Origin of the sequence: Dyadobacter sp. LHD-138 (assembly GCF_030929615.1) — a bacterium.
Classification (GTDB): domain Bacteria; phylum Bacteroidota; class Bacteroidia; order Cytophagales; family Spirosomataceae; genus Dyadobacter.
In genome coordinates this window covers 116,879-130,560 of the sequence record NZ_JAVFVU010000031.1, presented here as the reverse complement: position 1 = coordinate 130,560, position 13,682 = coordinate 116,879, and the positions used below count along the sequence as shown (strand labels likewise).

Here is a 13,682-nt window from a genome sequence, read left to right as displayed (position 1 = left end):
ACAGAGAAGTTAAGCCCAGAACCGCCGATGATACTTGGGTCAAACCTGGTAAAGTAGGTAGTCGCCACAATACCATTGCAATGCAAAAGCCACTCTGAATAAGGGTGGCTTTTTGCGTTATTTACCTCTTACCACTCGATCACGAGCCCGGCCCGGGCTACGCGCCCCGGACAGAGAAGTTAAGCGGGATCAGTCCGAAAACTTGGGGGGCATTAAAAAAAGTATTTGTTTTGCATTGAATCCATATTGAATGCATTGCAAGAATCTTATTTAGCCTTAGGCCGCTTCCTGTTACCCGAGGGTATCCTCGATTATTTCGAACTTTCCCAAATTGTCGAAGGGCTTACAGGTCTTAATATCTATTTAGAAGAGAAGAATCTTCCTGCATCTGAATATAAAGATCAAAAATTAGAGTCAAAGGGCTTTTTGCCAGAAGTGTACATCCAGGATTTTCCCATTCGCAATCAAAAAGTTACGCTCTGTATTAAGCGTCGGCGCTGGGAGGTCAAAGACACGGGTAAGATCATCAGTAGAGATTGGAATGTAGTGCAGCAGGGGACTCGGATGACTAAGGAGTTCGCTGATTTTTTAAAAACAATGTATTGATAACAATCCTGTCAGTTGCTCCCAACTGGGCAAATATTTTCATCTGGATGGCAAACAATTGCAGCAACAGTACAAAGATCACATCAGTGATTACAGGACTTGGGGCCAGCGTGAGCATGCGGCAGAATGGCTCTTATACCCACAAAACATAGGTCCATATTTGAGTATTGATGAAACCTGCTTTTCTAATGGCGAACTTTATACCATTGTGACCAACAAAGCTGCCAAAAGCAGGAAAGGCTCATTATTAGCGATGGTAAAAGGTACAGAAGCCGCATCAGTTATTGAAATTTTACAAAAAATATCCAGGCGTGTTCGTTGCAAAGTACGCGAAGTGACCTTAGATATGGCCGCTAGCATGGGGTTGGTCGTGAGCCAGTGTTTTCCCAAAGCATCAAAAGTTATTGATAGGTTCCATGTGCAAAAATTGGCTTATGATGCTGTTCAGGAGATTAGGATAAAACACCGTTGGGAAGCGCTGGATCAAGAAAATCAAGCCATTGAAGCTGCGAAACTAACAGGGCTTCCCTATAAGCCAGAAACGCTTGCTAATGGCGATACATTAAAACAATTACTGGTCAGAAGCCGATATCTATTATTTAAAAGTTCTGATAAGTGGACGGTTTCTCAAATCCAGCGCTCTAAACTGGTTTTCGAACGTTATCCATTAATTGAACAAGCCTACCAGCTGGCAACAGCTTAGGAGCGATTTTCAGGACTTGTAAATTAAAAGAACAGGCCTTTAAAAAGCTTGCGCTTTGGTACAATGCTGTTGAAGATTGCGGACTTGATTCATTTAAAACTGTTGCCAGGTCTATCCAGGCGCACTATCTAAACATTTTAAACTTCTTTAATAACAGAAGTACTAATGCCTCCGCTGAATCTTTTAATACCAAAATAAAAGCATTTCGTGCATCTTCAAGAGGTGTTCGGGATATTCCCTTTTTTCTATTCAGGCTAACTAAACTTTATGCGTAACTTCCCCCCAAGATTTCAGCTTGATCCGTTAAGCGGGGCTGCCTAAGCCGGGGACGCCCAGGTTGTACGCAACCCCGGCCAGAACCGCCGATGATACTTGGGTCTGCGCGACGCGGCCAAACCTGGTAAAGTAGGGGGGACGCCTAGTCTAGTCGCCACAATACCATTACAATGCAAAAGCCACTCTGAATAAGGGTGGCTTTTTGCGTTATTTACCTTTTCCCAGGCTGTACGAAGCCTAGCCCAGAACCACCAACGATACCGCGCGACCTGGTGTTACGGGAACATCTGGTTCCGCTAAAATACTATGAGAAAAGCATCTCATCTTCAAGAGAGATGGGATGCTTTTCGGTTAAAGAGGTGTGGTTGTGAATCGTTATTCGTTCCTACTTGCTTATCTGTAGAAACCAGATAAGGGTAGGTTCATTGATAATTCGAAAGGAAAGTTCTGGAAGCGACAGAATATTTTGGTTTTAGCAGTTCTTATTTGATAAGGATGGGTAAAGCTAGCCTTCCATGAGAAAATGCCTCTCCGTGTCTGATATGTCGATAAAATGAGACCTAAATTGTCATCTGCGAAGTCCTTTTTATGGATATGAGAAACATGCGGTTTTAAAGACATAGGTTGAAAAGATTAACCGCATTGATACAGCGTTACCATGTCATATTAAAGACGGCATTTTAGTATCTGTTGTGTCATTTCCACTTGCGGCTAAGCAGGTATTGATTATCAATAATAAAGTGTGGCTAAGGTTTAATTTAGCTAATCCCTATTTTAGGATTTCTTGTTCAGCCAATGTTATATTTTTTGTTGAAGAATATGATTTTACAGGCCGAAATGTATTGATGTAGTATTTATGCATTAAAGCGGGAACGAAGAGTAGTAATGCACATAGCAATTGTCCGGCTAGTTTAGGATAAAATCCCATCGAATGAATTTCCTCTCTCACAGGTGTATAACAGTAAACAAGTACGATCTGAAATGCGAAAACCTGCAGAGAATGTCTTCCGATAAATGCCAATGGTTTTGACTTGGGGAAATGTCCTGAATCAATGATGAAGCCAATGATGTAAGCGAGAACGAAGAAATTTATCAACCGGAAAATTTGCAGGTTAGATTTTTCTGAAAAACTTCTAACGGAATTAATTAACCAACCTTCTAGTCCCGTCCCATACCTGACGATAGCAAAGCAAAACAGTAAGATCAGCGTGCAAGCGAGTATAACTTTTGTTTTGGGGATTATTTTTATTCCTAAAGTACGTGAGTAGCCAAGGAAACAACCCGTAATGAACAGTATCTGCCAACCAAACAGGTTGAAAAAACCGAGTCTTATTTGTCCCAAGCCTGTAATCGAGGATAGTTCAAACTGGCCGAATATCCATAACAATAGACTTAATCCCAATACCAATATTTTTTTTCCTCGCGAGAACGCTTTGAGCGCTATTATACCTATGGGAATAAACAAAATATACATAGGCAGTATATCGAGGTGCTCCGGTTGAAACAACAGTAAGAAATAAGCGGTTGATGCGATACGAGGGTTTTCAATAAGTGGTATTAGTTCGGGTGATTGCCATTTGCCGAGAAAGAGATGGTCAAAACAAAACGGGATCAATAAAATCAAAAGTGTGATTACGTGATATCCGTAAATTTTTAGAGACCTTTTTAAGATGGTCGCAAGCTCCATTTCCCTACCTTCAAGCAGGCGCTTTCCAAAAACGAGTCCCAGTACATATCTGGATAGAAATATAAAACCCTCGGCGGCGGATACGAAACCCATGGGTTGGAAAGTGAATCTGCTTAAAGGGCCACCGATATGATTTACAGTTATTATTATTAATAGGATACCACGGAGTACATCCAGGGAGTTGTTACGCTTAATCATAGAGGGTATTTTAGGAGGCAAATACTCCTAATTTTTATTGTGTCCAAGTAGTCACTTATTAAAAATACGGAGTTTTATTAATAAATGCGTACGCAGGATCCGTTGTTGATGACGCAAATCGGCTAGAGATGGTATGCTGAAATATTTTATTAACTGGATTTCAAACAGTTAATGAAATATTTTTTTGTTGATTTTTTTCGCATAAAAAAACCTCGATTACCAATCCGGTAATCGAGGCCACAATATTTTTTAAAATAAAATCAAATAATTAGCTCAGCAGAGGTATGCATTAAAGCGCGTATCGCGTCGATTATACCTTCGGTATCGAAGCCGCATTCATGGTGCAATTCAGAAGGCTCACCGTGTTCAACCAGTGCATCCGGTATACCTAAGCGTTTGACACGCGAATTGTATCCCTGATCAATCATAAATTCAAGCACAGCGCTTCCGAAGCCGCCTTGAAGGCAACCATCTTCAATCGTGATGACCCTGTCAAATTTTCTGAAAATTTCGTGAAGCATGGCTTCGTCAAGTGGTTTAACAAAACGCATATCATAATGCGCTACGTCAATCCCGTCTTTACCGAGAATTTCATAAGCATCCACGACATAATTTCCGACCGGTCCCAGCGTCAGGATAGCAATATCAGAACCGTCTTTTATTTTCCTGCCTTTACCAATTTTAATTTCTTCCAACGGCGTTTGCCATTGCGGCATCACACCGTTTCCGCGTGGATAGCGTATCGTAAAGGCCTGTGTTCCCTTCTGAACGGAGTCCAGCTGGGCGGTGTACATCAGATTACGGAGCTCCTGCTCATTCATCGGCGAAGAAATAATCATATTCGGTACACAACGCATAAATGCTATATCATAAGCACCATGATGCGTTGGGCCGTCAGCGCCTACTAAACCGGCCCTGTCCAGGCAGAATATTACCGGAAGTTCCTGCATACACACGTCATGAACAACCTGATCATAACCGCGCTGCATAAATGTTGAGTAAATATTGCAGAACACTACCTCGCCGCGTGTAGCCATACCGGCTGAAAAAGTTACCGCATGCTGTTCGGCGATACCTACATCAAAAGCTCGGTCGGGCATTGCTTTCATCATGATGTTCATGGAAGATCCTGATGGCATGGCCGGCGTAACACCCACGATTTTTGGATTTTTCTCCGCCAGTTCAACCAGTGTATGGCCAAAAACATCCTGGTATTTAGGAGGTTGTGGTGTATCGTAAACCTTTTTCTTGATTTCTCCTGTGATTTTGTCAAAAACACCGGGCGCGTGCCATTTGGTCTGATCCTTTTCGGCAGGGCCATATCCTTTTCCTTTGACAGTCAAACAATGCAAAAGTTTCGGTCCGGGAATGCTTTTAAGATCTTTTAGTACTTCCGTCAAATGTCCGATGTCATTTCCGTCAATCGGGCCAAAATAGCGTAAGCCAAGCGATTCAAAAAGATTGCTTTGGCGAAGTATCGCAGTTTTCATGACTGTTTCTACCTTGGAAACGACCTCCTGTGCACTTTTTCCAAAATTGCTCATCTTGCCGAGCATATTCCAAACTTCGTCTCTGAACTTGTTATAAGTCTGCGAAGTGGTGATATCCGTCAGATATTCTTTCAGCGCGCCTACATTGGGGTCAATCGCCATGCAGTTATCATTCAGGATGATCAGCAGATTGGAATCTGTTGCACCGGCGTGGTTCATCCCTTCAAAAGCCATCCCGGCAGTCATGGCACCATCACCGATGATCGCGATATGCTGTCTGTCGTGGTGGTTCTGAAGCGCGGACGCCACAGCCATGCCAAGTGCCGATGAAATGGACGTAGAAGAGTGTCCTACACCAAAGGCATCATAAACACTTTCTTTACGCTTTGGAAAACCCGAAAGTCCTCCGTAGGTGCGGTTGGAGTGGAAATTGTCCCGTCGTCCGGTTAATATTTTATGGCCATAAGCCTGATGCCCAACGTCCCAAACCAGTTGGTCGTCGGGGGTATTGAATACATAATGAAGGGCAACCGATAGTTCTACAACACCCAGACTGGCACCAAAATGACCTCCGTAAACAGAAACATTATCTATTATAAACTGGCGTAGTTCGTTACAAACCTGAGGAAGTTGCGTACGGTCCAGCTTTCTTAAATCCTCGGGAGAATCAATCTTAGCAAGTAGTTTTCCTGGTGTTATAAGCATATAGAAAGCTATTGAAAATCAGATTTTGGTAATCGGCCTTCTCTAAAAAGACGCACAAAATTAAACAAATAGATGATGACTACGACTTTTTATTTTTGCTGACTGGCCTTAAACAATTTTTGCTTCTCCTCTTTTGTCAGGCTTTCGTAGCCCGACTTGGAGATCTTATCCAGAATCGTGTCAATTTCATGCTGGTCAGGCATTTCTATTGTTGACGAAGAAGTAGACGAAGAATATACACTGGTACTTCTGTAAACCTGTTTTTCGCGATAAGTTACCTGCATCGAAGGACGTCTGCGGAAAAGTCCCGACCAGCCGTTCATAATGGCGTAGATGGGTTTACCCAAGTCGGTACCGTTTTGCAACAGTTTGATAAAAATATACCCAACCAGCGCGCCACCCAAATGGGCAAGATTACCCCCTGCATTGGGTCCAACGGTCTGCGCAAGGGATAAAATGATGTAAAAAAGTGCGATGAATTTGATCCGTATCGGTCCTAAAAAAATCAGGTTAAAGGTATAATTCGGAAGTAAGGTAGATGCGCCGACAGCCACGGAAAACGCAGCAGCAGATGCACCCAGCATCGTAGAACTTTCCACCTGTGACTGGAAAAAAGGCAACAGGTTATAGATCAGCATGTAGATCAACCCGCCTGTGATCCCGCCCAAAAAATACAAGGCAACCACCCGTTTTGCTCCCAGATATTCGTCTATCAACCGGCCAAACCAGTAGAAAAACAGCATGTTGAAGAGAATATGGAAAATATCCTCGTGTGTGAAAAAATAAGTTATCAGTGTCCAGGGCTTCCGGATAAATTCCTGAGGTGATGCTGGCAACTGAAGCATGTCAACAATCCAGGCATAAATATTGGATGACTGACTGAGCGTAAAAATTATTTTTACCAACAATAACACCAGGAAAACGGCCGTATTAATTAATATAATTTTTACGAGCGAATTCTCCGATTTTTGAAATTCTCTCTTTATGTCGTCAACAATATTGCTCATTTTCTTCTTTCAATAAAAATTTTGTTTCTGTGTGCCCCAATAACGTAACAATATGTATGCAAATAGCATTCCTCCAACGTGTGCAAAGTGAGCAACATTATCGGATTGTACATTTTGTATACCCGAATACAACTCATATAAACCGTAAAACGCGACAAAATATTTTGCCTTGATCGGAAACGGAATAAAGAGCATGAACAACTCGGTGTTTGGAAACAATAATCCAAACGCCATCAAGATACCAAAAATAGCGCCTGATGCGCCCACCATCGGTATATCGATATTGGCCTGGTACACACTTTTAACCAGGCCAATACTATTTTGAATATACGAAGTATTGGCAGGATTTTCTTCAAATCCATTAAAAAAATCTAGATTGGCCTGATAAAAACCTTTTGCATGGTGACTCATGAAGTCAACCAGCCCGTCCGGGGTTGGATATTGTACATAAACCTCCACAGCTTTAAGTAGTTGCGAGTTTTCATAATAGCCAATTCCGGAAAAAAGTACCCCGGCGCCAATCCCTGTAAAAAAGTAAAAAAACAGAAAACGTTTTGGTCCCCACATTCTTTCCAGCAACGGGCCAAACATGAACAACCCAAACATATTACTAAACAAATGTCCTATGCCACCGTGCAGAAACATATAGGTTACGAACTGGTAAGGCATAAATGAAGGTGATAATACCGGCATTAATGCAAACCTGGAAGACAGCGGTAAAATGTATGCATCAACAATAAAAAACACGATATTCAGTATCAGTAAGTTTTTAACAGTGGGCGTGATTTGTAACATTGTTTATTCAAAATCAAAAGTTTGTAATCTATAACTCTTTAAGGTTCATTTTCGTTTCCTTACCCTTTAAAGATACTGCTTAACTTGTCCATCGTTAATAAGACAATAATTGCCTCCCCGCTTGGTGTCCTGTTCGGGTCTGTTGAAGCAAAAAGCTGATCGATTAATGTATGAATTTCGAGGAACGAAAGCTTCACCGCATAACGTACGGAAAACCGGCGCGCAAGCGACCGTGAAAGACTTTCGGGCTTATTCAGCTTCAAATCGGAGTAACTTTGTTTCAGTTGCTCGATCAGTTCTTCAAAAAGATCCTGCTCGCTTTCTTCTGGCAGGTCGGCAGGAATTCCACGGATGATCAGCTCGTTCGATCCGAATTCATCAAACTCAAAACCCAGGCTGCGAATTTCTTTTTTGGTCTCATTCACCAGCTGCATATCCGAATGCGTCAAACGGATTGTTTTGGGAAATAAAAGCTGCTGACAGGCGCCGTTCCGGTTGGTAAGCATTTTACGGTATCGTTCGTAAAGGATGCGTTCATAGGCCGCCTTTTGGTCGATCAGCATGATACCGTCCTTCACCTGAGAAAGAATGTAGCGATTATGCAATTGAAAAAGCACAGCATCGCTTTCCGGCGCAGAGATCACTTCGGAAGCCATGCGGTTTACTTTACTCGCGATCGTCATCGGCTGCTCCTGATAAGAGGTCGGACGGGAAACCGTTGTCGAATTCATTTCAAAAGCGGCCAGTTCCCGGCTTCTGTCATCGGTATTTTGTAAACCTTCAAATAACTTGTTCCAGTTAGTCAGGTTTGTTTTTGACGGACCGTTTTCAGCATGCCGCGACTGAGCGGCCCAGTCAGGCATTACCGTACGTGGTACGCTATCGTTATTCGGATCGGAAGGCGAGGGGTTGAGGAAATTTATATTATCCTCAAAATCAATAGACTGTGACAGATTATATACCCCGACGGCCTTCTTAACGGCCGCCATAATGATGGCATAGACCGAGCGCTCGTCATCAAATTTTATCTCCGTTTTTGTCGGATGGATGTTGATATCGATATGCGAGGGATCGATCTCGATAAACAAAACGTAAAAAGGATGGCTGCCATCGGGTATCGTGCCGTCAAAAGCACTGGTCACCGCATGGTGCATGTAATTATGCTTGATGTAGCGGTCGTTCACGAAGAAAAACTGCTCCCCTCTGGTTTTTCTGGCAAATTCAGGTTTTCCTATATAACCACGTACGCTGATGTAGGAAGTATCTTCCTGGCAAAAGGCCAGCTGTTCGCGATAAGCGCGGCCGTATATATCAATGATCCGGCGGACCAGTTTTCCCGGATGTAAATTAAAGACTTCGGTATCGTTGTGATGCAGTGTAAATCCAACTTCCGGGTGTGCCAGGGCGATTCTTTGAAATTCGTCCAGAATATGACGCATTTCAACGGAATTTGATTTAAGAAAATTACGTCGTGCCGGAACGTTATAAAAAAGGTTCTTGACTGAAAAACTTGTGCCTGGAATACAGGCCACCGCTTCCTGTGTTTTTATTTCCGAACCTTCAATCCGGATCAATGTGCCAAGTTCGCTGTCAGCCTGACGGGTACGCAGCTCAACCTGGGCAATCGCCGCAATGGATGCAAGCGCTTCACCGCGGAAACCCATGGTACGGATACGGAAGAGATCTTCTGACTGGCGGATTTTTGAAGTAGCGTGCCGTTCAAAAGACATCCTTGCATCGGTCTCAGACATACCGGTTCCGTCATCAATAATTTGTATCAATGTTCTGCCGGCTTCCCGCAAAATAACCTGAATATTACCAGCTTTTGCATCTATGGCATTTTCCAGAAGTTCTTTCACAACCGATGCAGGACGCTGAACCACTTCTCCGGCGGCGATCTGATTGGCTATGGAATCGGGTAATAATTGAATGATGTCGGAAGACGCCATATTTTAATGATGTAGGTTTGCTTTACTATAACAAATTAACAAATTTTTTTCTACACCAGCCGGTATTTTGATAGGTAGGTCCGGGCTGGAAAATCCTTCGAATGAAATAGCATAGAAATAATTACATTATTTATTGAAATTTTTAATATCAAATAAACGTTTTATTCTATATTTACATTGGTAACAAGTAAATTACAGTTCATTTGTCAGTCAGTTTTGTGGTCCTTTGAATAACCCCCGATCTTATGAAAGCACCCATTTTAAAAAAGTTCAATTTCGCGATGGCCCTTCAATGGCTCATCTTTTTACCGGTAATACTGCCGCTATGTGTTATTTTCGGGGCAGTACAGGGAGTTGTGAACATGGTTGAGAAAATGGCTCAACGCATGTGGATTGATATGGAACTGTAATCCTGATTACGCTTTCACGATCGATCCGTCTTTCATGCTAACAAGTCCGGTATGAAAATCATTGCGCACTACTATTGTTAAAATATATCTTTAGGGTAAATCCCAAACTAACAAAAATGAAAAGAGCTGTAAAATTTTTTACAGCTCTTTTCATTTTATATCAATCGTTCATTTTAGAATTTCCAACGGACAAAAGCCTCCATCGCTTCGTACTCGGCAAGACCGAGGTTATCGTACAACTGAGCCGTTCCGCTGTTCCGTTCTTCGGCACGCTGCCAGAATTCACGGGAGTCATCACCCTGGAATACCACACCGTCTTTTTGAGACTGGTGTTTGAAAATTCCCTGACGTTTTCGCAAAACCTGATCCGGGCTCATTGGTACGGCCATTTCAATTTCATAGATATCCCACTCAGCCCATGCGCCACGGTACAACCATACCCAGCAGTCCTTCATGAAATTCTTGTGTTTCGAACGTTCAAGGGCCGCTTCGATGGCATCCCAGCAAACCTTGTGCGTTCCGTGCGGATCGGCAAAGTCACCGGCTGCGTAAATTTGATGCGGTTTGATTTCTTCAATCAGATTTTCGATGATGCGGATATCTTCTTCTCCGATCGGGTTTTTCTGAACCGTACCGGTTTCATAGAAAGGCATGTTCAGGAAGTGCGCGTTCGCAGTTGGGATGCCAACAAAACGACAGGTCGCTTTGGCTTCACCACGGCGCAATAAACCTTTTACGTGACGTATTTCCGGCGTATCGATTTCGCTGTCCTTTGTATGTCTTAAAAAGTCTTTTGCATCCGTAAATAATTTGGTTGCTTCAGGGCTGTTGATGCCAAACTCCTTATTAAAGTCAACCACGAAATCGATAAAACGAAGCGCTTCGTCATCGGCAACGGCAATGTTTCCGGAAGTCTGGTAGGCCACGTGTACCTCATGTCCCTGATCAACCAAACGCTGGAAAGTACCACCCATGGAGATGATATCATCATCCGGGTGCGGGCTGAAAATAAGTACGCGTTTTTTGGCAGGCTGTGCACGTTCGGGACGATTGGTGTCATCCGCGTTTGGCTTACCACCCGGCCATCCCGTGATTGTATGCTGTAACTGGTTGAAAACATTGATATTGATTTCATAGCAGGCACCATATTGTGCAAGCAAATCACTCATACCATTGTCGTTATAATCCTTGTCTGTAAGTTTCAGGATTGGCTTGTTAAGGCTTTGCGACAAATGCGTCACGGCCTTTTTGATCATTTTATTATCCCAAACAACCGAATCAACAGCCCATGGTGTTTTAACACGTGTTAATTCAGAAGCTGCACTTTCATCCAGGATAAAAGATACGTCCGGGTGGGCCTGCAGGTAAGAAGCCGGGTTACGTTCTGTAACGGGTCCTTCCACCGCACTTTTAATAACCGACGCTTTGCGCTCACCCCAGGCAAGCAATACAATACGGCGTGCGCTCAGGATAGGCGCAACACCCAATGTGATCGCTTTACGAGGTACTTTATGCAATCCGCCAAACTCCATGGCAGCCGCAGCACGTGTAGAGTGGTCAAGGGTGATCAGCCTGGTGCGTGCGTTGATCAAAGCACCTGGTTCGTTAAAACCGATGTGGCCATTTCCACCAATCCCTAAAAGCTGAAAATCAAGTCCGCCAACTGCGTTTATTTTATTCTCATAAGAAGTGCAATAATCGCGAACAAGCGCGGCCGGTACGGTTCCATCAGGCAGGAAATAATTTTCCTTCAATATATCCACATGATCAAACAGCTGTTCCTTCATGAACCGGTGGTAGCTATGGATAGAATCTGGCTCCATCTGATAATATTCATCCAGGTTGAATGAAATTACATTTTTAAAGCTCAGGCCTTCTTCCTTGTGCATTTTAACCAGCTTGGCGTAAACCGTCTTTGGGGAAGAACCGGTTGCCAATCCTAAAACGCAAGGCTTGCCTTCTTTTTGTTTCTGGCGAATAAGGTCTGCAATTTCCTTAGCCACTGCACTTGAGGCATCCTTGGAATCAGCGAAAATCTGGGTCGGAATCTTTTCGTACGTGATCGGTTGTCCTACACTTCCGCCTGAGGCAATAGCGTTGTCCGCCGCCTGCATTAAAATTGTTTCCGGATTAAGAGATTGTTGGTCCATGTGTTTGATTAAATGTGATCTTTGATCAAGAGTTTAGTAAGAATGAAATTCGGAATAGCCGGTCGTAAAAATTGCGTTAAAACTTCAATAAATTTAATCATAAATAACGCGATACCGAATAGACCAGGTTAAAGTTAGGATAAATTTTTCGGGAGCAAAATTACAATACAAAGTGAATATTATTAAAAAAATTTAAAAAATAACTTTATGTTAATTATTAAAGGGTGCTCGTACACGCAACCACTCAACGACGAAATAGAGATAAAGTGTGCGTGAAAATTTCATTACCAAATAATCTATTGTATTTTTGTATTCTGTTAAAAAAACATCACATCATTTCAAGAGAAATACCATGTCTACACTCACAAGCGTCGTACGTGATACCCAAGTTTTTGACCTTATCAATAAAGAGAAACATCGTCAAGAATCAGGTATTGAGCTGATTGCTTCCGAAAATTTTACATCCAAGCAAGTGATGGAAGCCTCAGGAAGTGTACTTACCAATAAGTATGCAGAAGGTCTTCCGGGAAAGCGTTACTACGGTGGCTGTGAAGTAGTCGATGAAATTGAGCAAATTGCGATTGACCGTCTGAAAGAATTATTCGGTGCAACATGGGCAAACGTGCAGCCTCACTCCGGTGCTCAGGCAAATATGGCCGTTTTTGTGGCTTGTCTGAACCCTGGTGATAAAATTATGGGTTTCAACCTTGCACACGGTGGGCACCTTTCTCACGGATCTCCTGTCAATATCTCCGGTAAATATTTCCAGCCTGTATTTTACGGTGTTGAAGCCGAAACAGGTCTTATCAACTGGGATAAAGTGGAGGAAACGGCTTTGAAAGAGCGTCCGAAGTTGTTGATCTGTGGTGCATCTGCTTACAGCCGTGACTGGGACTACGAAAGACTCCGTAACATTGCCGACCAGATCGGTGCCATTCTTTTGGCTGATATTTCTCACCCTGCTGCATTGATCGCAAAAGGTTTGCTGAATGACCCGATGGGACATTGCCATATCGTTACGACAACAACACATAAAACATTGCGCGGACCTCGTGGCGGTGTGATTATGATGCGTGATGATTTTGAAAACCCTTTTGGTATCAAAACACAAAAAGGGCAAATCCGTACAATGTCATCTTTGCTGGATTCAGGTGTATTTCCTGGAACACAAGGAGGGCCGCTTGAGCATATTATTGCTGCAAAAGCGGTTGCTTTTGGTGAAGCACTGAGCGAAGGTTATTACAACTACGCCGTGCAGGTTGCTAAAAATGCGCAGGCAATGGCCAAGGCATTTGTTGAAAAAGGATATCAGATCATTTCAGGAGGGACAGACAATCACTTGATGCTGATTGATTTACGAACTAAAAATGGTGTAGCTTCTGGTCTTACCGGAAAACTGGCTGAAAATACGTTGATCAAAGCTGATATCACCATCAACAAAAACATGGTGCCTTTCGACGACAAATCTCCGATGATAACGTCGGGTATGCGCGTGGGATCGGCTGCGATGACTTCACGTGGATTGCTTGAGACAGATATGGAACGTATCGTTGATTTAATCGACACAGTTTTGGTTAACCATGATCAGGATGCAAAAATTGCTGCTGTGAAACAGGAGATCAATAACTGGATGACACAATATCCATTGTATAGCTAATCACTAGCCCAATATAACGATGTGAAACTGCGTAATGTTACTGAAAATG

Annotated in this window: 9 protein-coding genes and 1 pseudogene; 4 read left to right on the top strand and 6 right to left on the bottom strand. The window is 42.9% G+C overall.

What is annotated here, in order from left to right; translation table 11 throughout:
- Nucleotides 1-246: 246 nt before the first annotated feature.
- Together RB622_RS21910 and RB622_RS21905 are read left to right on the top strand one after the other, a co-directional pair.
- Nucleotides 247-606: a transposase gene (locus RB622_RS21910; protein ID WP_308048814.1), complete on the top strand. Its 360-nt coding sequence runs from the start codon at nt 247-249 to the stop codon at nt 604-606.
- A gap of 58 nt (nt 607-664) precedes the next feature.
- Nucleotides 665-1,584, top strand: a pseudogene (locus RB622_RS21905) (transposase).
- Between the two features lie 770 nt (nt 1,585-2,354).
- Here RB622_RS21905 and opgC read toward each other — a convergent pair.
- The 5 genes from opgC to mutL form a co-directional block, all read right to left on the bottom strand.
- A complete protein-coding gene (opgC, locus tag RB622_RS21900) occupies nt 2,355-3,470 on the bottom strand; it encodes an OpgC domain-containing protein (RefSeq protein WP_308048813.1) in 1,116 nt (371 codons plus the stop codon).
- A gap of 260 nt (nt 3,471-3,730) precedes the next feature.
- A complete protein-coding gene (gene dxs, locus RB622_RS21895) occupies nt 3,731-5,665 on the bottom strand; it encodes a 1-deoxy-D-xylulose-5-phosphate synthase (RefSeq protein ID WP_308048812.1) in 1,935 nt (644 codons plus the stop codon).
- A gap of 89 nt (nt 5,666-5,754) precedes the next feature.
- A complete protein-coding gene (locus RB622_RS21890) occupies nt 5,755-6,672 on the bottom strand; it encodes a rhomboid family intramembrane serine protease (protein ID WP_308048810.1) in 918 nt (305 codons plus the stop codon).
- Nucleotides 6,673-6,681: 9 nt separating this feature from the next.
- Nucleotides 6,682-7,467 carry a rhomboid family intramembrane serine protease gene (locus RB622_RS21885; protein ID WP_308048809.1) on the bottom strand — a complete coding sequence of 262 codons (786 nt, stop codon included), beginning with the start codon at nt 7,465-7,467 and terminating at the stop codon, nt 6,682-6,684.
- Between the two features lie 59 nt (nt 7,468-7,526).
- Entirely contained in the window at nt 7,527-9,416 is a 1,890-nt protein-coding gene (gene mutL, locus RB622_RS21880) for a DNA mismatch repair endonuclease MutL (RefSeq protein WP_308048808.1), read from the bottom strand.
- Between the two features lie 245 nt (nt 9,417-9,661).
- Between mutL and RB622_RS21875 the strand changes: the two genes are divergently transcribed.
- Complete coding sequence (locus RB622_RS21875) at nt 9,662-9,826, top strand: hypothetical protein (protein WP_308048807.1); 165 nt, start codon at nt 9,662-9,664, stop codon at nt 9,824-9,826.
- A 173-nt stretch (nt 9,827-9,999) separates the two neighbouring features.
- Here RB622_RS21875 and nagB read toward each other — a convergent pair whose 3' ends face one another.
- Entirely contained in the window at nt 10,000-11,940 is a 1,941-nt protein-coding gene (gene nagB / locus RB622_RS21870; protein WP_308048816.1) for a glucosamine-6-phosphate deaminase, read from the bottom strand.
- Nucleotides 11,941-12,328: 388 nt separating this feature from the next.
- On the opposite strand from nagB, the gene glyA reads away from it, so the two are divergent.
- Nucleotides 12,329-13,633 carry a serine hydroxymethyltransferase gene (gene glyA / locus RB622_RS21865; protein ID WP_308048806.1) on the top strand — a complete coding sequence of 435 codons (1,305 nt, stop codon included), beginning with the start codon at nt 12,329-12,331 and terminating at the stop codon, nt 13,631-13,633.
- Nucleotides 13,634-13,682 lie beyond the last annotated feature (49 nt).

Coding starts and splice junctions, on each gene's coding strand:
- opgC (WP_308048813.1), bottom strand. CDS start 3,470: ATGATTAAGCGTAACAACTCCCTGGATGTACTCCGTGGTATCCTATTA.
- dxs (WP_308048812.1), bottom strand. CDS start 5,665: ATGCTTATAACACCAGGAAAACTACTTGCTAAGATTGATTCTCCCGAG.
- RB622_RS21890 (WP_308048810.1), bottom strand. CDS start 6,672: ATGAGCAATATTGTTGACGACATAAAGAGAGAATTTCAAAAATCGGAG.
- RB622_RS21885 (WP_308048809.1), bottom strand. CDS start 7,467: ATGTTACAAATCACGCCCACTGTTAAAAACTTACTGATACTGAATATC.
- mutL (WP_308048808.1), bottom strand. CDS start 9,416: ATGGCGTCTTCCGACATCATTCAATTATTACCCGATTCCATAGCCAAT.
- RB622_RS21875 (WP_308048807.1), top strand. CDS start 9,662: ATGAAAGCACCCATTTTAAAAAAGTTCAATTTCGCGATGGCCCTTCAA.
- nagB (WP_308048816.1), bottom strand. CDS start 11,940: ATGCAGGCGGCGGACAACGCTATTGCCTCAGGCGGAAGTGTAGGACAA.
- glyA (WP_308048806.1), top strand. CDS start 12,329: ATGTCTACACTCACAAGCGTCGTACGTGATACCCAAGTTTTTGACCTT.